Source organism: Paenibacillus diazotrophicus (genome assembly GCF_042610465.1).
Window position 1 is genome coordinate 1 of record NZ_JBGJZN010000012.1, and the last position, 23,363, is coordinate 23,363.

At 52.2% G+C, this 23,363-nt stretch carries 20 protein-coding genes; 7 read left to right on the forward strand and 13 right to left on the reverse strand.

Annotated elements, in window-relative coordinates; genetic code table 11:
• The 7 genes from ACAN54_RS28005 to ACAN54_RS28035 all read right to left on the reverse strand — a co-directional run.
• Window positions 1–1,555 (reverse strand): FG-GAP-like repeat-containing protein (locus tag ACAN54_RS28005; protein WP_379163558.1); only part of this gene is annotated, 1,555 nt, incomplete at its 3' end.
• Window positions 1,556–1,915: 360 nt separating this feature from the next.
• The gene (locus ACAN54_RS28010) at window positions 1,916–2,842 is read right to left on the reverse strand and encodes an ADP-ribosylglycohydrolase family protein (RefSeq protein ID WP_379163561.1); all 927 of its coding nucleotides are present in this window, start codon (window positions 2,840–2,842) and stop codon (window positions 1,916–1,918) included.
• Window positions 2,843–2,938: 96 nt separating this feature from the next.
• Window positions 2,939–3,937, reverse strand: a complete 999-nt coding sequence (locus tag ACAN54_RS28015) for a Gfo/Idh/MocA family protein (protein WP_379163564.1) — start codon at window positions 3,935–3,937, stop codon at window positions 2,939–2,941.
• A gap of 86 nt (window positions 3,938–4,023) precedes the next feature.
• Window positions 4,024–4,374, reverse strand: a complete 351-nt coding sequence (locus ACAN54_RS28020) for a DUF1648 domain-containing protein (protein ID WP_379163566.1) — start codon at window positions 4,372–4,374, stop codon at window positions 4,024–4,026.
• 47 nt (window positions 4,375–4,421) lie between these two features.
• Window positions 4,422–4,751, reverse strand: coding sequence for a phosphoribosyl-ATP pyrophosphohydrolase (locus ACAN54_RS28025; protein ID WP_379163752.1), 330 nt, complete (start codon window positions 4,749–4,751; stop codon window positions 4,422–4,424).
• A gap of 49 nt (window positions 4,752–4,800) precedes the next feature.
• The gene (locus tag ACAN54_RS28030; RefSeq protein ID WP_379163569.1) at window positions 4,801–5,187 is read right to left on the reverse strand and encodes a (deoxy)nucleoside triphosphate pyrophosphohydrolase; all 387 of its coding nucleotides are present in this window, start codon (window positions 5,185–5,187) and stop codon (window positions 4,801–4,803) included.
• Between the two features lie 148 nt (window positions 5,188–5,335).
• Window positions 5,336–6,058 carry a YceI family protein gene (locus ACAN54_RS28035; RefSeq protein WP_379163573.1) on the reverse strand — a complete coding sequence of 241 codons (723 nt, stop codon included), beginning with the start codon at window positions 6,056–6,058 and terminating at the stop codon, window positions 5,336–5,338.
• Window positions 6,059–6,222: 164 nt separating this feature from the next.
• Here ACAN54_RS28035 and ACAN54_RS28040 point away from each other — a divergent pair, with 164 nt between their 5' ends.
• From ACAN54_RS28040 to ACAN54_RS28055, 4 genes are all read left to right on the forward strand, one after another.
• Complete coding sequence (locus ACAN54_RS28040) at window positions 6,223–6,903, forward strand: response regulator transcription factor (RefSeq protein WP_379163755.1); 681 nt, start codon at window positions 6,223–6,225, stop codon at window positions 6,901–6,903.
• Complete coding sequence (locus ACAN54_RS28045; protein ID WP_379163576.1) at window positions 6,891–8,336, forward strand: ATP-binding protein; 1,446 nt, start codon at window positions 6,891–6,893, stop codon at window positions 8,334–8,336. Before ACAN54_RS28040 ends, ACAN54_RS28045 begins: the two co-directional genes overlap by 13 nt.
• Window positions 8,337–8,415: 79 nt before the next feature.
• Window positions 8,416–8,904, forward strand: a complete 489-nt coding sequence (locus tag ACAN54_RS28050) for a hypothetical protein (RefSeq protein WP_379163579.1) — start codon at window positions 8,416–8,418, stop codon at window positions 8,902–8,904.
• 198 nt (window positions 8,905–9,102) lie between these two features.
• Complete coding sequence (locus ACAN54_RS28055) at window positions 9,103–10,560, forward strand: amidase family protein (RefSeq protein ID WP_379163583.1); 1,458 nt, start codon at window positions 9,103–9,105, stop codon at window positions 10,558–10,560.
• 106 nt (window positions 10,561–10,666) lie between these two features.
• On the opposite strand, the gene ACAN54_RS28060 is transcribed toward ACAN54_RS28055, so the two are convergent.
• The gene (locus ACAN54_RS28060) at window positions 10,667–11,224 is read right to left on the reverse strand and encodes an SLOG family protein (RefSeq protein ID WP_379163586.1); all 558 of its coding nucleotides are present in this window, start codon (window positions 11,222–11,224) and stop codon (window positions 10,667–10,669) included.
• 163 nt (window positions 11,225–11,387) lie between these two features.
• Window positions 11,388–13,415, reverse strand: a complete 2,028-nt coding sequence (locus tag ACAN54_RS28065; protein WP_379163589.1) for a beta-galactosidase — start codon at window positions 13,413–13,415, stop codon at window positions 11,388–11,390.
• 119 nt (window positions 13,416–13,534) lie between these two features.
• On the opposite strand from ACAN54_RS28065, the gene ACAN54_RS28070 reads away from it, so the two are divergent.
• Entirely contained in the window at window positions 13,535–14,371 is an 837-nt protein-coding gene (locus ACAN54_RS28070; RefSeq protein ID WP_379163592.1) for an AraC family transcriptional regulator, read from the forward strand.
• A gap of 23 nt (window positions 14,372–14,394) precedes the next feature.
• Here ACAN54_RS28070 and ACAN54_RS28075 read toward each other — a convergent pair whose 3' ends face one another.
• The 4 genes from ACAN54_RS28075 to ACAN54_RS28090 form a co-directional block, all read right to left on the reverse strand.
• Window positions 14,395–16,398 carry a beta-galactosidase gene (locus ACAN54_RS28075; protein ID WP_379163595.1) on the reverse strand — a complete coding sequence of 668 codons (2,004 nt, stop codon included), beginning with the start codon at window positions 16,396–16,398 and terminating at the stop codon, window positions 14,395–14,397.
• A 154-nt stretch (window positions 16,399–16,552) separates the two neighbouring features.
• Window positions 16,553–17,860, reverse strand: coding sequence for an ABC transporter substrate-binding protein (locus ACAN54_RS28080; protein WP_379163598.1), 1,308 nt, complete (start codon window positions 17,858–17,860; stop codon window positions 16,553–16,555).
• A 56-nt stretch (window positions 17,861–17,916) separates the two neighbouring features.
• A complete protein-coding gene (locus ACAN54_RS28085) occupies window positions 17,917–18,750 on the reverse strand; it encodes a carbohydrate ABC transporter permease (protein WP_379163601.1) in 834 nt (277 codons plus the stop codon).
• The gene (locus ACAN54_RS28090; protein WP_379163604.1) at window positions 18,750–19,631 is read right to left on the reverse strand and encodes a carbohydrate ABC transporter permease; all 882 of its coding nucleotides are present in this window, start codon (window positions 19,629–19,631) and stop codon (window positions 18,750–18,752) included. The genes ACAN54_RS28085 and ACAN54_RS28090 overlap by 1 nt, the downstream gene beginning before the upstream one ends.
• Window positions 19,632–19,830: 199 nt before the next feature.
• Between ACAN54_RS28090 and ACAN54_RS28095 the strand changes: the two genes are divergently transcribed.
• Window positions 19,831–21,606: a sensor histidine kinase gene (locus ACAN54_RS28095; RefSeq protein WP_379163607.1), complete on the forward strand. Its 1,776-nt coding sequence runs from the start codon at window positions 19,831–19,833 to the stop codon at window positions 21,604–21,606.
• The gene (locus ACAN54_RS28100; RefSeq protein ID WP_379163610.1) at window positions 21,603–23,234 is read left to right on the forward strand and encodes a helix-turn-helix domain-containing protein; all 1,632 of its coding nucleotides are present in this window, start codon (window positions 21,603–21,605) and stop codon (window positions 23,232–23,234) included. The genes ACAN54_RS28095 and ACAN54_RS28100 overlap by 4 nt, the downstream gene beginning before the upstream one ends.
• Window positions 23,235–23,363 lie beyond the last annotated feature (129 nt).

Consider the following 23,363-nt stretch of genomic DNA (forward strand, 5'->3'; position numbering starts at 1 on the left):
TTCCAGATAAATTCACATTCTGGGTCACACTGGACGCAGTGTCTCCGGGAGCGTAACCCACCTGCAGCCACGCCAGATCATCCGATACTGCCTCCGCATCTGTGAGCAATCTAGTCGTGAATTGTAACAACGACTTATTGGTCAGGCCGGCGTAGGTCTGATTAAGAGCATTATAAAAGGTGCCATTATCGATCGTGACATAATAGGTGGTACCGGGTTTGAGATGAACCGGCAAGGCCACATGAATATCCGCCCCTGCTCCCAGTCCCGACACGGCAGAAGCATCATCCCCACGGACTTTAGCCACCACAGAGTGATCTGTTGATTGGCGTACGGTCACATACCCGCTATCTCCACCGGTCGTAATGGTTTGGTCAAAGTGAAGCGTTATTCCACTGGATAAGTCCACATCCGTTTTCCCATTCGGGGGAGAGGCAGAAATAAGCTTGGGCGGTGCAGCTGGATTTAGATATGAGACATTTTTATAAGCATTGAATATATCCAAATCTCCGTCCCCATCAATATCCAGTACTGCAATCTTGGCCGGGGTAAACGTCGGCGGGTCCATAGAAGTTCCGAATGAACTGACAATATCGGCCATTGAATCCTGGAGGGCGGTATTTGTAAGGAAGGTATTATTGCCCTCATTTTGCCAAAAAATAATATCCAATTTATTTGTACTCGTGTATAGCAGCCTCTGCAATACATCGGTTTTACCATCCGCATCAAAATCGCCTGCCACCAAATAAGGCAGTGAACTGCTGTAATAGGTAGACTTTAACGGGTTGGTATTCCCATTTATTGAATTCCAGCTTCGGAAGCCGGACGGTGTGCTTATGTATACGTCATTCAGTTTGGCATTATAGATGTCTACTGTTCCATCGCTGTTCATATCTGTCAGGACTAGCTGGTTTTTAGTGAAGTTGTTCGGATCAGCCGCAAAGGATATGGAGGCGAATGGATCATCGGCCGTTCCTGTCATGTTCGCTAATTGTCCCTGTCCCTTATTCATCCACAGGTTAATCCCCGTGTCACTGGCCTTGCGGCTTGCTATATCCGTATCCCCGTCCCCGTCAAAATCAGCAGCAACAAAATTACGGGGAATGCTGGATGAGGTGTATAGCGGTTTGACATCAAGACCGAACGCATTCAGCGGGTTATCCGCGCCTGTAGCTTTTACAAATAGACCGCTGTCGTTACGGTAATATTCGTTAAAGTAAACATTGTACAGATCCGTGTCCCCGTCATCATCCCAGTCTCCCGGTATCATATAGGAGAAGTTAGAGAATGAAGATGAAAACGATATGTTTTTGAAAGGCCCTGTGGTTTCAGAACTGGTAAATGTACCATTGTGGTTGTTCTTCCAAAACCGGATTCCTTTATAAACTGTAGTATGGGTAATTAAATCGTCGTAACCGTCATTGTCAAAGTCACCCACCGCAAAGTTATTATCTCCAACACCCACATACGTACCGAAGGCATCCAACGGATTACTCCCTCCCGACACGACCGTGAATTTACCTGAAGCAGTGGCCCAGGCTTTCTGCCCATGCAATGGATAGATACTGCCTGCCGCTAATAAAACACAGCAAAAAATTCGTAGGCCGGCCAAAATTCTGCGCTGTGATAATGAATTTATGTATCTTCTAGACATAATGCCTGCCCCCATGCGCCCCCTATTAAGGGAACTGAAATTCCTTATTACAAAAAACGACAATATTCTTGTTTATCGGAATTCTTTAATCACTTTATTACATTGTTTTTTCAAGATATCTCATGCCCTCTCCATAAAAAAAAAAAACATCCGGCAATATACCGGATGTCTCTGTATGTTCATACCAAAAATGTTATGACCCATTTTCCTTTCTCACAAGACCCTGCCTGAGATTGCCGTATATCCTTCTACAATGGTATCCTATGTCCGCGCCCGCTCCATATACAGCCGCCCGGCATAATCACGAATCAGCCCCCGCAAGGCGAGTAGGTCTGACCAATGCGCAGGAATGCCGCCGATGCCGTAGTAAGCTCCGGCAATCTGTCCGTAGACGGCGCCGGTAGTATCGGCATCATCGCCCAGATTCACAGCCAGCCGCGCACCTTCGGCGAAGCTGGCTGACTGGTGGAACGCCCATAGGGCCGCTTCCAGAGATTGCACCACATAGCCGGAACCCTGAATCTCCGGCGGAGCCTTGCGCTTGTAGGAACCGCGCTTAATGTCCACGATGCTGCCGGACAGCATATCCTCCCGCAGCCAGCCGCCGAAGGCATCAGGGGCCAGCATCTCCTGCTTGCTCCAGCCCTGCAGTCCGGCTAGGATGTAGGCTGCCATCAGGCGGCAAGCATCCACGCATTCCGCAGCAGCATGGGTCGTCCGCGAGCTGAGCGCAGCGTACGCTATGGCAGCAGCCGGGTCCTCTGCATAATAGAGGACCACAGGAGCGAGGCGCATGATCGAGCCGTTCCCGGCAGCCCGCGGATCTTCCGATCCGCTGCAGGCTTCGCCGCTGGCCTCGAAATGCATCAGCGCGGAGCGTGTCGCGTTCCCGATGTCGAAGCACTCTCCCGTGCTGCTGAGGTAGCCTTCACGGAACCACCGGACATACCGCCGAAGCTGGTCGGCGGGATCAAATCCCCGGGACGCAAGCAGGCTGTCCGCCAGGCACAGTGCCATCGAGGTATCGTCCGTCCACTGTCCCGGCTGCAGCCCGAACACCCCGCCGCCCACAATGTCCTCCAGCGGCACAAAGGTCCCCGGGGCTTTGAACTCGGCGCTGGTCCCCAGCGCATCACCCGCCGCCAGCCCTTGCAGACAGCCTTGATAACGGTCAATATCCAGTGCCATGTTACACCTCCTGCATTTCTCTCCTGAGCGTTGTAAATAGCCGATTACTTAGCATCTACCCTACTGAGCAGGTATGCTAACGCCTACCTCCGGCGTTTATTCACCGGGGTAGACTAGCCCCCACTCCGCACGCACCTGATCCAGAAGCCTGAGAATCGCTAACGATTCATCCAGCGTCAGTACCGGGCTCTCCGTAAGTCCCGCCTTCAGGCAGCGTCCCACTTCCTCAGCTTCAAAAGCATATCCGATCGAAGCACGGTCATCTTCAAAGGTCTCCACCAGCTCGCCGCCAACATACAGCTCGGCCGATTTCGGGTTTACAAAAGAACCTTTAACCACAATATGACCTTCTGTGCCGTACACATAAGCCTCCTGCAGCATATTCAGGCGTATCCCGCCGTTCAAGGAAGCCGATTTGCCATCACCATAGGACAACAGCAGTGAGAAATGTTCATCTACCCCCGTTTCCCCCATGGATACCGTACTGGCTACTTTCTCGGGATGGGGTCCAAAGATCATGGATGCAAAGGAAATCGGATAAATGCCGACGTCCAGCAGCGCCCCCCCGCCCAGTGCCGGGTTCAATAGACGGCCCTCAGGGTTCCAGTCGGCACGGAAGCCCAGGTCTGCTTTCACCATCCTAGCGTCTCCGATCCGCCCTGCGGCAACCCATTCCCTGACTTTGACGTTGGCGGGAATATAGCGGCTCCACATCGCTTCCATCAGGAACAGCTTATGTTCGCGGGCATAGGACACGATCTCTTCAAGCTCACCGCTGTTCACCGTGAACGGCTTCTCGCAGAGCACCGCCTTGCCGGCACGCAGAGCAAGCAGCGCATTGTCTTTATGAAAAGGATGCGGCGTCCCGATATAGACCGCATCCACCTCCGGATCATTGACCAGATCCTCGTAGGAGGCATGGGCTACAGGAATCCCGTGGTTTGCGGCGAATTCATCGGCATTCTCCTGATTGCGTGAGCCTACAGCGTAGGCAACCCCGTTCGAGGCATGGGCCAGATCGGTTGCGAACTGGTGCGCAATCCAGCCGGTGCTGAGAATTCCCCACTTCACCTTGTAAGCGTTATCGAATGTCATTCATGAATCCTCCTTGATATTGGGCTAAATTCCCTTTGATTCTATCAAACTATAATCTTTGAGTACAGTCAGCGCAGGCCAGTCTGCTATATCATAGCAAGCAAGGCACACACGCTGATTGCAGCGAACCCGGCCGTCACAAGCAGGGTGGCCGCATTCCAGATCCGGTGAATGAACGCCACATTATGGATATAGCTCTTCAGAAATATTTTTCGTAACACATATTGAAGCAGCTGCATAAATCCGAAGCCGATCCAGCTGAGCATGCACAGCAGAGTCACATCCACACTCCATTTATCCACAAACCGGTCAGCCGTGGTCCCGTTATAATGAATCGGCACAAAATCCGGCATCCGCGGGTAGAGATAGAAATACAGCACGATCGGTACAATTGCGGCAGCACTGCATAAGAACAGTGTCAGTCTGCTTTTGAACATCAATGGTCAACCTCCTATTGCTTGAACGAGAAAAACACGGTACACAGCTAGCTGCCATCTTCTACCCGTAACAGTAAAATTCGCTCCTGAAATCCGCCGCGGCGCCCTGCCTTGTCTGCACGAATCTGCTCCAGCATCTCGGGGCTCGCCCCGTGTATATCTGCCAGGGCCCGAATAACCTCCAGCACATCCGCAAGTTCTTCGAGTGCCAGCCTGTCGTTGTCCTCACGGAGATACTCTTCGGCTTCCTCACGCAATTTCGCACGCAGCTGGGTAATGTACTCTTCTTGCTCCAGTACTCTTGTCACGCAGACATGCCCCCCGGCAGCAATCAGCTCCGGTATGCCGTCACGCACAAGCTTATGATACTCAGGCAGATCAAACAGCTCCTTCCTATGTATATTCTATCGTCTGTTGTCCAGCTTACTATAATGAATCCAGCAATCTGTGCACAAAAGGAATATCCGCAGGGGCAAAAGCAAACCCTTCCAGCTCATTCACACTCACCCAGCGGGCATCATCATGGTCACTCAGTCGGATTGGGCCTGCCAGATATTCGGCCTCCCAAGCGATCAGCCGGATCTGGAATCCGTCATAATCATGCTCATTCACTCCAAAAGCCGCATAAGGAAGAATGTCGATGCTCATCTCCTCCATCAGCTCTCTGCGCAGGCAGTCCGGCACCTCTTCGCCTGCCTCCAGCTTGCCGCCCGGGAACTCCCATAATCCAGCCTGCGATTTGCCCTCCCGCCTGCGGGCGATCAGGATCTGTCCATCTGCATTATGTATAATCGCTGCCGCTACTTCAATCATGAAGCTTCCCTCCTTCAGGCTATAAGTAAAAATATACCGCTGCGCAGGATGGATATCCAGCGAAAAACAAAAAAAAACTCCTCCCGGTAACCGCAAAAGGTGCAGCTGCCGGGAAGAGTCTTGTCATGATTTTATTGAAGTGTTCCTGTTATTTCGACAGTACAAGCTCCAGCCGGACCTCCAGATTATTCTCGGTGTCTAATACAATCGAGTGAGGATTGATCATGCCGAAATCTTCAAATGTTACGGTAGTAGTGCCTGACAGCATTAGCTGTCCGCCGCTATATACGGCCTGACTGTCAAAGGTGACGTCCTTTGAGATGCCTTTGACTGTCATCGTGCCCTGCAGCTGAACGGGTACCGCCGTGCCTTCCGTCCATTCCGCGGGCAGCTCCGAGAAAGACTTCACAGCAAAGGTGGACTGCGGGAATTCTGTTACCGAAAGGAAGTCCGCTCCCTTCACATGCTCGTCTCTCTGGCCGTTGCCGGAATCAAGCGCGCTCATCTCCACGGTGCCCTCGCCGGTCATCGCCCCTGCATCGTCCAGGTTCACATTCCAGGTTCCCGTAACCGACGGGTCCACGAAATTGACAGTTTCCTTGGAGGTCGTTACCGACCAGTACACTTTCGAAGTGCCGGCGATGTTCCAGGCGCCGTTAAGCTGCTCCGCTGTAACAGTTGCTCCTGCCCCTTCTGTAGCGGCAGCCGCATTCGCGGTATTCGTGCCGTTTGCCGTTTCCTGCTCCTGGGCCGGAATGACGGACTCAATTTCAACCTTATTGCCCAAGCTGTTATTCAAAAAGATAAATGCGGTGATGGCCCCTACGATAACGACTCCTGCTGCGGCTATAGCGATTGTTTTTTTCTTCATCCTGATTCCTCCATCCCTATTTTCCTATGTGATCCGATATGACCTGGTTCCCATTGTAACAAAGCCATATGTCGGGAATAAGTCAAAGCATCCCCATCCGTATTATGATAAAATTGTCGTAATTTTAACTAATCCTAAAGCTGTCAGGAGACTGCCAATAGATGATGAAATCCATTCTGATTGTTGAAGATGAGGAAGCCATTGCCCGCGTACTTGGCGCTTATCTCAAAAAAGCAGGCTTTCAGGTCACACGCGCTGCAGACGGACGCACCGCGCTGGAGAACTTCGGGATGGCGCCGCCCTCCCTGGTTCTGCTCGATATCAATCTGCCGAATATGGATGGCTTCGAGCTGCTGGGTCTGATCCGTGAGCGAAGCAGCTGTCCCGTAATTATGCTGACCGCCAGAGACTCTATTCACGACCGGCTGGCCGGACTGGACGGAGGGGCCGACGATTACATGTCCAAGCCGTTCATCCCCGATGAGGTAGTGGCCCGTGTAAATGCGGTGCTGCGTCGCCCCTCCCATTGGTCTGATGGCAGCCGCAAACGCCATTATGGCAGCCTGTTTATTGATTTTGGCGCACACTCAGTGTTTCTGAACGGAGCCGAGGTTTCCTTGAGCCCGCGTGATATGTCGGTGCTGCTCTTCCTTGCGGAGCGCCCGAATCAGATCTGTACCCGGGATCAGCTGCTGGAGCAGGTATGGGAGATGGATTATGAGGGAAGCGACCGGGCAGTGGATCTGTCGATCAAAAGGCTGCGCCAGGCCCTGTCCCACTGGCCTGCTGAAGAAGGCGAAATCCGTACGCTTAGAGGAACGGGGTATCAACTATGGACCACCTGAAGTTGATGAAACAGCGCAAGACACATACCTCCATCCTCTCCTACTGGACGGTCCGGTATCTGCTGATTATCGGCACCGGTCTCCTGCTCACCGCGCTGGTGACCTTTTGGTGGATTCAGCAGGAAGCGATGAACAACCGGATGCAGACCACCGGTCTGCTCGCGCAGGAGATTGCTGACCGTAGCGTGAATGCGGAAGGAAGCCTGATTATTTCCCCAACCCTGGATCAGCTGATTGAAGACCGCAAACGGTTCTTCAAATTGACGCAGGAAATGTGCGTCATTATCACCGGACAGAATGGTGAGCTGCTGTACTCACAGCCGGCTATGACTGACAAAGAGATGCGCTACGAGCTTAACGACAGCTTGAATGCCGCGCGCAGCCCGGAGTTCAAGTCGGCCAGCGCCTGGATTCAAGGAAACGGCCAGACACTCGGACAGGTAGTGGTGCTGCAGTCCGTACGATCCCTGCGGTTCATCCCACGGGAGGAGATCACCTTCTTCTCGATTCTGATCGTCTTCCTGATCATCTTAAGCTGGCTGACCATCTATCTCTTGTCCATTAAGCTGGCCAAGCCGATTCAGCGGGTGGCCGCCGCCGCTTCGCAGATCAGCGGCGGTGAATACAACATCATCTTGAAGACGGAGGCCAAGGAGAGGGAAATCCACGAGCTGCTGGTCTCCTTCCAGGAGATGGCGGGCAAGCTCCAGCAGTTTGAGCAGTCCCGGGCAGTGATGCTGGCCGGGGTCTCCCATGAACTGAAGACTCCTGTTACCTCCATTAAGGGGCTGGTGCATGCCGTGCGTGAGGGTATTGTGGAAGGCGGGGAAGCCAGTGAATTCCTCGACATTGCTCTGATGGAGGCGGGGCGGCTTCAGCGTATGGTCGCAGATCTGCTGGATTACAACGCCCTGGCTGCTGGCATCGTCGCCATCCGTCATGACCGGCTGGATGCTGTTCCGCTGCTGGAGGAGGTTGTCTACCAGTGGAAGCTGACTCAGAGCGAAGAGGTATGTGAGCCGATACTGCAATTGCCGGTACGGTCCCTGTTCCTTCGGGGCGATCCGCTGCGCATCCAGCAGATTCTCGTCAATCTGCTCAACAACAGCGTACAGGCCAAGCTGCCGGGACACCCCCTTCAGCTGACCCTCCGCCTGGAGGAGAGTCCGCAGGGACATGCCAGGATTAGCGTCACTGATAATGGACCGGGCATCCCTGAAGAATGCAGCGAGCGAGTCTTCGAGGCCTTCTTCCGCAGCAGTGACAAGCAAAGCACGCTGCGAGGGCTGGGGCTTGGATTAACCTTCAGCCGGCTGCTCGCCGAAGCCATGGGCGGCAGTCTGCAGCTTGGCGAAGGGCCGGAACAGGGCTGCACCTTTGTGCTCGCCCTTCCGCTGTCCCCGCCGCAGAGCAGCTCTATCCGTACGGCTTAACATGTAGTGCCGCGGCTCCTCTCCGTGATATAATCACATGTACACCTGATTTAATGAAACCGTGAACCGGAGGCTGTTTATGCTTACTTTTGAACAAAAATTGGCGATTCTTGATTCCTATGACCAGCTTGAACGCCGCAACGTATCACTCGGGCGTGTAAACTATCACTTCGAGCAGAGCAGACATGACAAAAAGACCGTTGCCTCTCATCTGCATCCTAACGGAAACGGGTTTGTCTACGCAGGGCTGCTGCGGGGCTATGAGACAGATGACAAGGGACTGGTTAACATCCGCGACTATTCTGAGGCTGAGCTGCGGAGTCTTCTGGATGCTTCCATCACCTCCTTGTCTATGTATATCCCGGAAGCTCCTGCTCCCGCCAAACGCAAGAAGAAGGCTGCTGCAGAAAGCGAATCCCTGTGGAACAACGCGGAGGGTAATACACTCAGTCTGAAGTTTGAGGAAGATTTATGGTATCTCTATGCCGGGCTTCAGCTGGAGATGGCGTTCGAGACACTTGAAGAAGCCGAGGAATACCTCGCGGAAGAAGGCTTCACGAAAGCCTGATAATAGCTGGCTGACTACCTTGGATCCCCTGCGTTACTTAGACCTGCATGAAGCATGACAGTGCTTGCGTGCAGGTTTTTTGACCTCTATAGATGTAACTCTAGTCGGAACCGGCGAAAAGATAACTATCAAGACACCGAAAACTGTGGTTAGATGGAGAAGAAGTCCACTCCTAAACGGAAAGAAGCGTGAACCCGTATGCAGTTTGAAATCGTGGAGGCAACCATTCCGGAGATCCAGTCCCTGCTTGATACCGGTGATATCACATCGAAACAGCTGGTTCTCATGTATCTTGAACGTATCGCCGAGCATGACAAAAGCGAACTGACAGTCAACTCCGTGCTGGAGATCAATCCCGATGCCCTGTTCATTGCCGAATCCCTGGATGTGGAACGTTCCCTGCAAGGACCGCGCGGACCCATGCACGGAATTCCGGTCTTGCTGAAGGATAATATTAATACAGGGGATAAAATGCACACCAGTGCCGGTTCGCTGGCGTTGGCGGATTCTTTTGCCGGGAAAGATGCTTATTTGGTCACCAAACTGCGCGAAGCCGGAGCGGTCATTATGGGTAAAGCCAATATGACTGAATTCGCCAACTTCATGACAAATGGCATGCCGTCCGGATACAGCTCACGCGGAGGACAAGTGCTGAATCCCTATAATATATCTACACCTACAGGCGGTTCCAGCGCCGGCTCTGCGGTAGCTGTGGCCTGCAATTTCTGCACAGTATCCGTGGGAACTGAAACCTCAGGCTCGATTCTGAACCCCGGTAATCTCGGCTCAATCATCGGCATCAAGCCGACCGTGGGGATGATCAGCCGTTCGGGTATTCTGCCGCTCTCGAATACACAGGATACCGCCGGACCCATGGCACGCACGGTCCGCGATGCGGTACTGCTGCTGAACGCGATGCTGGGCAAGGATGACAGCGACGCCGCCATGGGCACAAGCACAGGCCGTCTGCATGAGGATTACACAGTTTTCCTTGACCCGAACGGGCTGCAAGGCGCGCGGATCGGCATCCCGCGGGATTATTATTTTGAAGAACTGACGGACGAACAGCTTGCGCTGTTCAACGCTTCGGTGGAACGGATGCGCGAGCTTGGCGCAACCATCATTGATCCGGCAGAGATCCGGACCGCACGCGAGATCCGTTATTCCTCCGTGGTGCTGAATGAATTCAAAACCTCACTGAACGCATATCTGGCTGCCCTTGGACCTGGAGCCCGGATACGCACACTCAAGGATATTATTGACTTCAATCATGCCCATCCGATGGAGACTCTGAAATATGGCCAGGCCACACTGCTCGACGCCGAATATACCTCTTCCGGTACATTAACGGAACCGCAATACCTCCGCGACCGGGCAACGGATCTCAGGCTCTGCAAGGAGCTTGGCATTGACGCAACCATGAAGGAGCATCAGCTTGATGCACTGCTGTTCCCCGCGGATTTCGGGGCAAGGATCACCTCCAGAGCAGGTTATCCTTCCATCGTCGTGCCTTCCGGCTACACTTCTGCCGGTGCCCCCTTTGGGGTAACCTTCTCGGCGCAGGCTTACCAGGAGCCGGTGCTGATCCGCCTGGCGTATGCCTACGAGCAGAACTCCAAGGTCCGCAAAGCTCCTTCCCTGCAAAGCTTCATATAAAAAACAAAAATACCGTCCTTCTGCGGGACGGTATCTTTATTTGCGGGATAAGCTGCTTTTTCTATTCTTCAGCGATTCCCGAACAGAACTCATGGGTCTGTCCTCCTCATTCATATCCGCGTTGACTTTCCTCATCCGCAATATTCTGGATTTCCTCGGCATGCATCAGATAGAGGTTATAGTGCCCCTCTTCATGCAGCTTCTGCACCCGGTCTTTCAAGAATTTCGGACTTCCTTCCGCTGCATCTTCATCGTAGAACAGCAGAATCCCATCGCTTTTGCGCAGCAGCAGGTCATCTCTGGCCCGGAACTGCCAGCTTCCGTCGTACGGAGCATTGCTGACCGCACCGTAATAATCAGCCCCGGCAACAATCCGCCGGTATTCATTCTGCTTCTCTTCCTTCCACTTCTCTTCCGGGGCGGCATGTGCAGTAATAATGCCCAGCTTCAGTCCGGGATACTGCTGCTTCAGCTCCAGCACTACCTCGCATGCCCAGAGATCCACCCCGTATTGTCCGGGGGTGATGATCCAGTCCACTCCATCCTCGATCAGAGGGATCAATCTGTTTTTTAGCGCTTTTTTGATATAGGGAATCCCTTGATGTTTGCTGTCAAAAATCCCGAGCTCATGCGCACGGTAGCCTGTTACCAGTAAGGTTGTCATGTGCTGCCTCTCTTCTGAACCGTTAATCTTCTTATGCTCTATCCTGCATTATACCATTTTGGCCTCTCTATAGGTCGTGACCATAACGGCGGGTTCCACAGCATACAAAAGGACGATTCTCCAGGCTATGAAGCCTGGAAAACCGTCCTTTTAGATTACTAGATTACTTGTCTGACAAAATCAGTACGCCACGCCCCGGAACAACAGCCGTACCGCTGAAGCTCTTACCTGTCAGCAGATCGGTACGCTGCACAGAACCGATATCGGCGCTGAGTTCACCTTCTGTATGGTTCAGCAGGAACAGATAGGATACACCGTCCTTAACGCGTTGTACGGACTCAATGCCTTCCGGTGCACTGACAAGCGGCTGAATCTCTTTGTCTGCACACAGGTTCGACAAGAACCCTTGCAGGAAAGCCGCATCCGGACTAGTTGCCACATAATAGGCCTTACCTTCGCCAAAGCTGTTCACGGTCAGAGCCGGCATGCCTTTATAAAAGTCAGTGCCATACTCTGCCAGAACTTCTGCGCCTTCAGCGTGAATCAGATCGCACAGTAACGCGCATGGATAGGTGCGGTTCAGCGCTCCCCACTCTTTACTCATCACGATTTCATTGCTCATTCCCGGCAGCAACGCATCGATTTCCTCAGCCCAGATGCCGAGTACGTTGCGCAGTTCTCCAGGATAGCCGCCTACGGTAACCAGATCATTCTCATTCACGATTCCGCTGAAATAAGTCGTAACGAATGTGCCGCCTGCCTTCACGAAGGCTTCAACCTTTTCGGCAAACCCAGGCTTAATCATGTACAGCACCGGAGCAATGACAATTTTATACTTCAGCAGGTCCTCTTCCACACCGATCATATCGGCTTCGATATTCTGCTGGTACAAGGCATCGTAATATTTATGCACTTCATTTACATAATCCAGTGCTACGGAAGGTCCGCTCGACAGATCCAGCGCCCAGCGGTTTTCCCAGTCGTAAATAATACCAATCTGTGCTGCGCTGCGCGCATCCAGAAGCTGATCACCCAGAAGCTCAAGCTCTTTGCCGAGCTCCGCACATTCACGGAATACCCGGGTATGCTCATGTCCCACATGCTCAATGACTGCACCATGATACTTCTCGCAGGCACCGATGGAACGGCGGAGCTGGAAGAACAGCACAGTATCCGCACCGCGCGCTACCGCCTGATAGCTCCACAGACGCATCACGCCCGGACGCTTCAGCGAGTTGTACGGCTGCCAGTTCTGCTGGCTTGGCGTCTGCTCCATCAGCATGAACGGCTGGCCCTGCTTCAGACCGCGCATCAGATCATGCGTCATGGCCGTATGGCTGACCGGTGTATCCAGAGACGGGTAGTTATCCCAGGAGATGACATCCATATGCTTGGCCCATTCAAAATAATCGAGCTCCGGAAAGAAGCCCATTAGGTTCGTGGTGACCGGAACGTTCTTGCTGTGCGCCTTGATCGCATCATACTCCAGCTTGTAGCATTCCAGCAGACTGAAGGACATAAATCTGCGGTAATCGAGCGATATTCCCTGGAAGTTGGTCCGGTTGCCATTCCATTCCTCACTCAGCTCGTTCGGCACAACAATTTCTTCCCAATCATAGAAGGTATGTCCCCAGAAACGGGTATTCCAGGCTTTATTCAGAGCATCCAGCGAGCCGTAACGGTTCTTCAGCCAGACTCTGAAAGCTGCCGCGGATTGCTCGGAATAATCGTAACCGCCATATTCATTGGAAATATGCCAGGCTACCAGTCCCGGATGGTCTTTATAGCGTTCTGCCAGCTTGCCTGCAAGCTTGGCAGCAAATTTGCGGTAAACCGGACTGTTCGGGTTGGAGTTGTGGCGTCCTCCGAATTTGCGTTTTCTGCCCTGAACATCCACCCGGGTTACTTCGGGATAACGGTGAGCCATCCAGGCTGGATGCGCCCCGGTGCTCGTAGCCAGGCAGACATAGGTTCCATTGTTATATAAGCGGTCCATTAATTCATCAAGTCCGGAAAAATCGTAGATATCCTCAGACGGCTGAATCAGCGCCCAGGAAAATACATTAATCGTAGCGACATCAATCCCCGCCAGTTTGAACATCCGTTCGTCCTCTGCCCATACAGGCGCGTCCCACTGCTCCGGATTGTAATCTCCGCCATACCAAATTTTCGGTAATTTATCGTTGATCAAGCATCGCACATCCTTTATAGTATAAGTATATTCATATTGTAACCGTTTGCCGATCCCCTTTAAATATAATATTACCGCTGTGTCATATAATAATATGGAACTTACAGGAGTCGATCATTATGTTCGTGGCAGCACCGCAAAGAATTGTATTCGGACAGGAAGGCGGACATCATCTTCCGATTACGCTGGACAGTATGGGTTATAATCCGGACCAGGAAAAGGTATCACGGCCGGAAGGTTATCATGTCTATCACTGGCTTCAGACTTCGCAAGGCGAAGGATTGATCCATTTCGAGAATAAAAAGCTTACGCTACCCGAAGGCAGCGGCGTGCTGTTGCAGCCGGGCACTCCACACCGCTATGAAGCACTCTCCGCTGAACCTTGGTGCACTTATTATCTAACCTTCGGAGGAAGCTCCGCCCGGCATATTCTCGATTCACTGGGGATGAATGCCAACTCCTTCTACCGCTGGGAGAGCGGGGCTCCGCTGCCTCTAATGCTGAAGGAAATGCTCGACCGCCATGATGCCGCAGAGGATTTGTTCAGCCTTGGCGCTTCTACCGATGCCTATCGTTTCCTTCTTACGTTGAACAAATACGGATATTTGCACAATAATACCGCCATTTCCCGCAATGTGGACAAAGTGCAGCCTTTGCTGAAATGGATGGACAGCCATTATGGCGATCCCGATATTGGTCTCCACGATCTTGCCATGCAGCTCGAGGTATCGGGACGGTACCTCAACAGCCTCTTCCTGCAAACTTTCGGCCTCTCGCCTTATGCCTATTTCGTCCGCCTGCGTATCCGCAAGAGCAAGGAGCTGCTAGTCAGCCAGCCGGATCTCACCGTAAAAGCCATCTCGAAGCGTGTCGGCTTCCGCGATGTCAGCCACTTCGTAGCCACCTTCCGCAAACAGTCCGGGACAACGCCAGAACAATTCCGGCGGCTACACTGATTCCTCAGATGCTGGAGGATGGTTCAGCTTTCTTTCCTCAGAATCTCTACGGCATACGGAGCAAGCTCAACCATTCCGGATCGTGTGGCACCGGTTAGAGCGCTGCGGTAATGCTTGTCCAGCCCGACAGTCTGTGTCGTCCGGGTAAGATTCAGCAGGAACAGCAGATCTCCCGCCTCTCCGGTACGCGAGAAGGCCTGCACGCCGTCCGGCAGTCCCGGAAACAGGCTCAGCTCTGCCTCCAGCGCGATATCATGGAGAAGCTTCAGCCAGTAGTCCTCCCCGGCATGAGTTCCGATGTAATAAATCCTGCCTGCTCCGAAGCGGTTCACGGTAACTGCAGGAGCTCCGGCGAAGAAATCGTCGCCATACCAGGCAATGGGCTCTGCCTCCTCCGGCCGTAGAATGTCGCACCACTGGCTGCATTCATATAGGACCCCCTCACGGTCACGAAGCACGTGATTTTCGCTTCCGACCGGGTCATATTCCTCCACGGTAACGCCTGCTGCATGTGAGAATAATCCGGGCAGAGGCTGCATCACGCAGATGTTGTTCATATTCTTCACGCCGCTGCGGTTCGTAAGGATCACCGTCCCCCCGGCTGATGCACAGGCCTCCAGGGACCGGGAGACTTCTTCATCGTGCAGGTACAGACTGGGCGCAATCACCAGCTTGTATCCTTCAAGCGGCTGCCGCCAGTCGATGACATCACAGCTGATGCCAAGCTTGGTGAGCGCACGGTGGTACAGCTTGATGTTCTCATAATAGTCCATGCCTTCGGCCTGGGGCTGGATACGCAGTGCTGCCAGCTGCTCATGCGAATACAGGATAGCAGCCCCGCTGATGACCTTCGTCCCCTCCAGCACCGGGGACAAGCGGTTCACTTCACCGCACAGCTGTGCGAATTCGGCGAACCTCCGCCCAGGCACATTGCTGTGGTCGATCAGCCCATGCCAGAATTGCTCCGCTCCGGCTGTGGCGCTGCGCCAGCGGAAATGCACGACCGTATCAGCTCCGCGTGCAATCGCCTGCCAGGCATAAGCGCGGATGAGTCCCGGGTGCGGTGTCCGCCACATCGGGAACCAGCAGCCCGGAGGTCCGCTAAGCTGCTCCATGATCCAGAAGTTGCGGCGTTTGATCCCCCGGGTCAGATCAAGAGAAAGCGCCCCGCTGTACGGCGCGGTTGACTGCTTCTGCGGGGACGGGTTGGGATAATAATCGAAGGCTGCCACATCCAGATCCTCGGCCAGCCCATGCATGTTCAGCCGCTGCGGATAGCTGTGGAAATTATGGGTAATGAAATGCTCCGGGCAGACCCGGCGCAGAATCTCCACCTGGGATCGCTGGAAGGTTATGCTTGAATCCCACTGAAACCGCTGGTAATCCAGCAGCAGCGAAGGATTCTGATGCAGCGAGCCGCCGTAAGGCACCGTGACCTCCTCCCATTTGCTGTATTCCCCGCTCCAGACAACGGTTCCCCATTCCTGGTTCAAATGCTGGGGAGTCCCATATTTCGCCCGTATCCAGTCCCGGAATTCTTCATTGCAGCGGTCGCAGCAGCAGTCCAGCATGCTGAATTCATTATCTGTCTGCCAGCCGATTACAGCCGGATGGCTGCTATAGTGATGAGCCAGGCGCTCAATGATACGGTTTCCAAATTGGCGAAGGGAGGTACTGTTGTAGCAGCGGTGCCCCCGCACCCCTTCATGAAATGTCTGCCCGTCCGCAAAGACCGGCAGCACATCCGGGTAGTTCTGTGTCAGCCAGCGCGGCGGTGTAGCCGTGGGCGTCCCGATCACAACCTGCAGGCCATACTTGTGAAACAGATCTATCGCCCTGTCCAGCCAGTCAAACTGAAAATCCCCTTCCACCGGTTCCAGACGGCTCCAGGCGAACTCTGCCACCCGGACCACTTTGACCCCACTGTCCTTCATTAGCTTAACATCCGGCTCCCACATGGATTCCTCCCAGTGCTCCGGATAATAATCAACACCGACTTGAACGTTAGCATAACCTTCTCCGGCCATTCTCCCACTCCCTTTCTTCTTTCTTATTGTAAAACAATTAAAGGCGCTCCGCCTCACATCAAAGATGAGATAGACGGAGCGCCTTTTGTTAATCCACTTTATCCAACTGCTAAATACTAATTTGGTCCGTGCTTCGGACTCTCTGTTTAACGAATTATTTCTTCAGCTTGTCCCAAGCCGCCTGCATGCCTTTTTCCCAGCCGGCTTCGTCAGTTTTACCAGCGATCAGCTCTTGGATCACACTTGCGAATTCCTGGGTTACACCATCAGGGAATTTGGAAGCTTGCAAACCGTATACTTTACCTTCTTTAACATAGTTCCATACATCGGCACCAAGAAGACCAATATCTTCAGGGGTTGCTGGAATGGTGGACAGGGCAGGGATGAACTTCCATTTTTTCACGATATACTCTTTACCCATGTCTGAAGTTACGAGCCAGTTCAGGAAGGTTTTTGCTTCTTCCTTCGATCCGGAATCCTTGTTCACAACCAGGTTCGCAGGAACACCTACAGACAGCTTATCGTTCATCGCAGCATCGTCGTTGATTGGCATAGGGAACATACCAATGTTCATGTTAGGAGTGATGTTGTCAACCAGAGTCTGTGCCCAGTTGCCTTCCTGCATCATAGCTGTTTCGCCCTTGGCGAACAAAGCCAGGTGAGTATTAGCATCTGTAGTCAAAGGATTTTTCTGTCCGTATTTCACAGTCAGATTAAGCAGGTTGCTCCAATCCTTGAACTTCTCGTTACCCACGATTGTGGAAGTTCCGGCATTCAGGCCCTTGATGAACTCATCCACATTATCCTGTTGTGCAAAAGCTACGCTAATGCCCTGAATCCCCAGCAGCCACCATTCCTGATAGGCATTGCCGAATGGAGTTACACCGATCGCCTGCAGCTTCTTAGCGTCTTCTTCCAGCTCGGAAATAGTTTTTGGAGTTTCTTTGATGCCTGCTTTAGCAAACAGGTCTTTATTGTATACATAACCGATACCTTCAAGGTTCATCGGCATTCCGTAGGTTTTACCGTCTTTGGTCATTGGCTCAGCAGCCAAAGGAATCAGATCCTTCACCCAAGGCTGATCGGACAGATCTTCCAATTTGTCGCCCCATAGTGCCATTTCAGCATAACCGCCGTTCGAGAAAATATCAGGAGCATCGCCGGAAGCAAATTTAGTCTTCAGGGCTGCCGCATAGTCAGCACCGCCGCCGACAGTCTGGATATCCAGCTTGATGTTAGGATATTCTTTCTCGAATTCAACCTTCAGCTCGTTCAGGCCTTCCACGATTTCAGTCTTGAATTGAAAGATTTTAACCGTTTTCACTTCACCGGATTTGTTGCCAGCGTTTCCACTTGATGCATTATTTGATGCGGCATTATTTGAATTTCCGCCACAAGCCGCGAGTGCTACTGACATTAGCATTACAGATGACATTAACAGCGCAGAACGTTTCTTAAACATTTTATTTCCCCCTTGTATAATTTAACTGATTAATATGTGGAACGGGGGCCCGGGTATTAACCTTTCACCGAGCCGGCCGCAATTCCCTCAACAATGTAACGCTGCATGAACAGATAGAAGATCACGATTGGAGCAACCCCGATGGTCAGTGCCGGGAGTGCCATATCCCATTGCTTCGTATATTGGCCGAAGAACGAGAAGGTGGCCAGCGGAATGGTCCGCAGTCCAGGTGCCTGTAGAATCAGTGACGGAAGCAGATAGTCATTCCAGATTCCCAGAGCATTCAGAACGATAATGGTCATCAGCATCGGCTTCAGAAGAGGAAGTACAATCCGGAAGAACGCAGAGATCGGATTACAGCCGTCGACCGTTGCCGCCTCTTCAATCTCAAGAGGTACGGACTTGATGAAGCCGTGGAACAGGAAGATCGCCATCGGAATACTGAGTCCCAGGTTGGAAATAATGAGACCCACAAAGGAGTTATTCACTCCTAGTACATTAACGACCTTTAGGATTGGAATCATGATGGTCTGGAACGGAACGACCATAGCGGCTACGAACAGCAGCAGCAGCACCCGGTTGAACCGGCTATTGGAGCGAACCATACGGTAAGCAGCCATTGCGCTGAACAAAGAGATCAGAACCACACTGATGATGGTGACAATCAGCGAGTTGCGGAACGCTTCAGAGAAGCGGGCCAACCGCCATGCGTTCGAGTAGTTCGACCACATGAAGTGCTGCGGCCAGCTTGCAGCATCGCTCAGGATCTCCCCGAAGGATTTCACCGAGTTCGCCAGCAGGAAATAGAAAGGCGAGAGGAATAGAAGCGCCAAAAGAATCATGATTACTTCAATTCCGATATTCCATCTGCTTTTGGACTTTGCATTCATTAAGCTTCTACCTCCTTGCTCTTCGTCACACGGACCTGAATGATAGTGATAATCGCGACAATCAGGAAGAAGAGCAGCGCTTTGGCCGTACCCAGACCGTAACGGTTGTTCAGGAAGGCTTCATTATAGATGTTCATGGCCACAGACTCCGTCGATTTGAACGGTCCGCCTTTAGTCAGGGACAAGTTCAGGTCGAACATTTTGAAGGACCAGGAAATCGCCAGGAACAGCCCGATGGTCACTGCAGGCATAATTAAAGGAACGATAATATTGCGAAGCACCTGCATCCGGGATGCGCCATCAATCTCAGCAGCTTCGAGCACTTCTTTGGATACGTTGCTGAGTGAAGCGATATAGATTACCATCAGATAACCGGAAGACTGCCAGATAAACACCATGACGATGGCCCAGAAACCGGTTGTTGCATCACCCAGCCATGGAAGGTTAAAGAAAGACCAGCCGGTGATATCGCCCATCGTGGCGAAACCCTTGATGAAGATAAATTGCCATATAAACCCGAGCAGCAATCCCCCGATCACATTCGGCATGAAGAAAATGGTACGGAGCATATTGCGTGTTTTCAATGGTTTTGTCAGCAGATAGGCCAGGAAAAAGCCCACTACATTGGTCAAAACAACTCCCAGCACAGTAAATCTCACGGTGAACCAGAAGGATGACCAGAAATCCGGATCATTTGTAAATATCGCTTTAAAGTTATCAATGCCAACCCAGCTTACGTTACCCGATACGCCGTTCCAGTCCGTGAAGGAATAGTACATCCCCATTAGAAATGGAATAATAGTAATCAGGGTAAAAAACAATAAAGCCGGACCCACAAAAAAAGTCTGTTGACCAAATTGGGACAACTTCGAACCGCGCATTCACCCGTCCCCCTTTCTTTTACTCACTCACTTGTTTATGATCTAAACATATTATCTATTTTTCAAAGGACTGCTTACACCTACTCATGTGATCGTTAAGGTGTAAAATATTGATCGGATGTGACAAGAATCGATGAAATGGAACAGTATTCGCACTAAATTGATTGTATTTTTACTCCTTCCTACCTTAATTTGTATTATGGCGACGATGTTTATCAGCTATTCCTACACGACGAAGTCTCTTCGGACCCGGGCAGTGGATGAGAATAAAAATCTGCTATACCAAGGCTACAAAAATATCAACAGCCTGATCCAGGAGGTAAACCGGCTCTCCCTGACGGTCTACTCGGACTCGGACTTCTATAGACAGCTCGAAGCGGGCTACGACGATATGACGGCCAATATCCGGATTTACTCTTCACTGAACTATATTTTGACATCTATGCCTGACATCTTTCAGGTCTATCTCTACCGTGTCAAAGACAGTAAAGCCACGCTCGTAGCCCACAACGCCACGCCCAAGCGGTGGCAGGGAATTCCGCTCTATGCTGACTCCCGGATCACGGATCCGTATCCCCTCTCTTTTCAGAGCACACATATAAGCAACAGCTACGGTATGAATTCAGTGATTCCGCAGTTAAGCCCCGAGCCGGTCTTCACCCTGCACAGAAGGATTGAGAGAATTCCTTCCACCGATGCGCTTGGCTATCTCTCTATTGATGTGAAGCTGACGGCGTTTACGGATATTATGGACCAGCTGTATGAACGGGGTAAGGAGAATATCTATCTGGTGGATGGCAGCGGCACAGTGGTATATAGCCATGATGAAGCAACCTTGGGCAAACCGCTGAATGCCTCTTGGTATGACAAGCAAATCGCGGGAAGCGGGCTGTCCCAGGGATATTTTGAAGAGGATGGAGCTGTGTTTATCTATCAGAGGATAGAAAGTTCCGGACTGAACTGGACGCTGGTGAAGCAGATTCCGGTCTCTTACCTGTACCGTGAAGCCAACGAATCAGCCCGGATCAACATCATGCTGCTGGTGCTGCTGATGGTTATGATTATTGCGCTGACGATTCTCATCTCCTTCCGGATTACAGCTCCGATTAAGCAGTTGACAAGGTACATGAATCAGGTGCAGACGGGTAATCTGGAGATTGATATCAGACCAACCGGTAAGGATGAGATCGGCCTCGTCACTGAGCGCTTCCGCAGTATGATGGATACGATCAACAATCTGATTCTGCGTGAATACCGGCTGGAGCTGTCGAACAAAACCAATGAGCTGAGGGCGCTGCAATCGCAGATTAATCCTCACTTTATGAACAATACGCTGCAGATTATCGGTACGCTCGCTTTGGAGCTTAAGGTGCCGCAAATCTATGCCCTGCTCTCCGCACTCGCCAAGATGATGCGCTACAGCATGTACAATGATGAGAAGATTGTTACGGTTCAAAATGAGCTGGATCATGTCAAAGCCTACATCGAGCTGCAAAAGGAGCGTTTTGAAAACAAGTTCACTTTCCGCTACGATATGGAAGAATCGCTGCTGAAGGCGCTGATGCCCAAAATGATCCTCCAGCCCATTGTGGAGAATTACTTCAAGCACGGTTTCAATCTCGCCCGTACCGACGGGCTGATCGAGATTACGGCGGCCCGGCTGGATTCCGGGCGGATGGAGATCATTATCCATAACAACGGCAGTTCCATTCCGGCAGCAAGGCTGGAGGCTCTGCAGCAGGAGCTTCAGCATCCCAGCCAGCTGGATATTAACACCCTGAAAGATGCGGACAGCGCAGACAGTGCAGACAGCACAAGGGATGCCCCGGGCGCCCGGATCGGCCTGCCCAACGTTCTCGCCCGGCTAAGGCTGGTCTGCGGGGACAGTGCTGTGATGACTGCCGATAATCATATAGCAGGCGGAGTAGTGATCAGATTGGAATTTGACATTGTAGTGGAGAGTGAAGAGATATGAAGGCGCTGATTGTTGACGACGAAGCCAGAGTACGCAAGGCGGTCAGACTTCTGGTCGACTGGGACGCGCATCAGATCGGAGAGATTCTCGAAGCCGGAAACGGCAACGAAGCCATAGAGCTGATCCGCAGGGAAAAGCCGGCCCTGGTCATTATGGACATGATGATGGAGTCGGGGAACGGGATCGAGCTCATGACCTGGGTGAATGAATTTGCCGGGGGCACCAAATTTATTGTGGTCAGCGGCCATAATGATTTTGACTTTGTCCGTCAGACCGTCCGTCATGGCGGGATTGACTATATTCTCAAACCCATTGAGCCGGAAATGATCAATAATGCTGTATCCAAAGCGGTTGCCTCCTGGCGGACCGAAGAAGAAGAGCGCAGCCACCGGCAGAAACAGAGCATAAGACTGAATGAAATCAAGCCCATCTATGGGGAGAAGCTGCTGTCGGCACTGATCGATGATCCGCTCAATGCGGATGCTACGCTGCGCAGGCTTTTGGATGAGGGAGTGGTACCGTCTAATACCTCCGTCTCACGGCTGATTCTGGTCCAGACCGATCCCGGCAACAATCCGCTGATCAAACGGTTTGGCGGAGACAGCGAGCTGATGTATTATGCCATCGTTAATATCTGCAATGAATTTCTGCAGCAGCAGGGCAAAGGGATTGCCTTCCGTTATTGGGGCGGACCGCCCGAAATCGCAATGATCCTGTGGGATGTTCAGGAGTCGGTTGTCGAGCTGGTCAACCGGATCAACCAGGGAATTTACCTGACCCTGCAGTTCCGGATGCACTTTGGCATCAGCTCCGTCGGCAGCCTGCCTGGAGGACTGCCCGCAGAACGCGCAGAAGCCGCCGAAGCCCTGCTCCGGCGCAATCTGTTAAGACATGATGATTACTGCCATTTCTCCTCGCCTTCTGAAGCTGTAGATACCGGGAACGGAGCCCCGGTGATCTTTGCAGACGTGCAGGAAGAATGGAGAATGGCTGTAATCAGCGGCAGCACAGAGGTGTTGTCAGCCGCTGCACAGCATTGGACCAATGAGCTCAGCCGGCGGGGTGTGGTTACCCCGGAGATGCTGAATTCATGGAAGGCCGACGCCCTGCTCTTCCGTTCTCGGCTGGTACGTGAAGTTCTAGGCGGACAGGCAGACAGTGCGCTGGCAGAGCTTGAGCGGGCGGATACACGGAATCCTGCCCCCCTGCCAAGCGGCTATTCCTTCTCCTTGTTCGCCTGGCGCGACTGGTCCTTTACCATGCTGCAGCAGCTCTCGCAGGAGCTTGCCGCCAGAGTAGTCAAGGAACGCAATCCGATGACGGATATTGTGAAATATATTGAGCAGAACTACCCGTCCGACCTGTCGCTGCAGGAGGTGGCCGGCAAATTCTACGTTAGCCGCGAATACATTTCACGCAAGTTCAAGCAGGAGTATGGCATTAATTTCTCGGATTATATCACCAGTGTCAGAATCGACAAAGCCAGACTGCTGCTGCAGAATCCCAACCTGAAGCTGTCGCAGATCTCCGAGATGGTCGGCTTTCATGATGTTAAATACTTCAGCAAAGTGTTCAAAAAACAGGTGGGCAGCTCTCCCAAGGATTTCCGGATGCAGCATACCCCCTGATACGAAGAGGACCAGTTGCCCGCACATCACCTTCCCTCATCTTTGATCATATACATCCCAATGCTGGTCAAACGTCCATACAGAGATGGAGCAAGATGCATATCATGGATCTGTAAGATCATCCTGCGG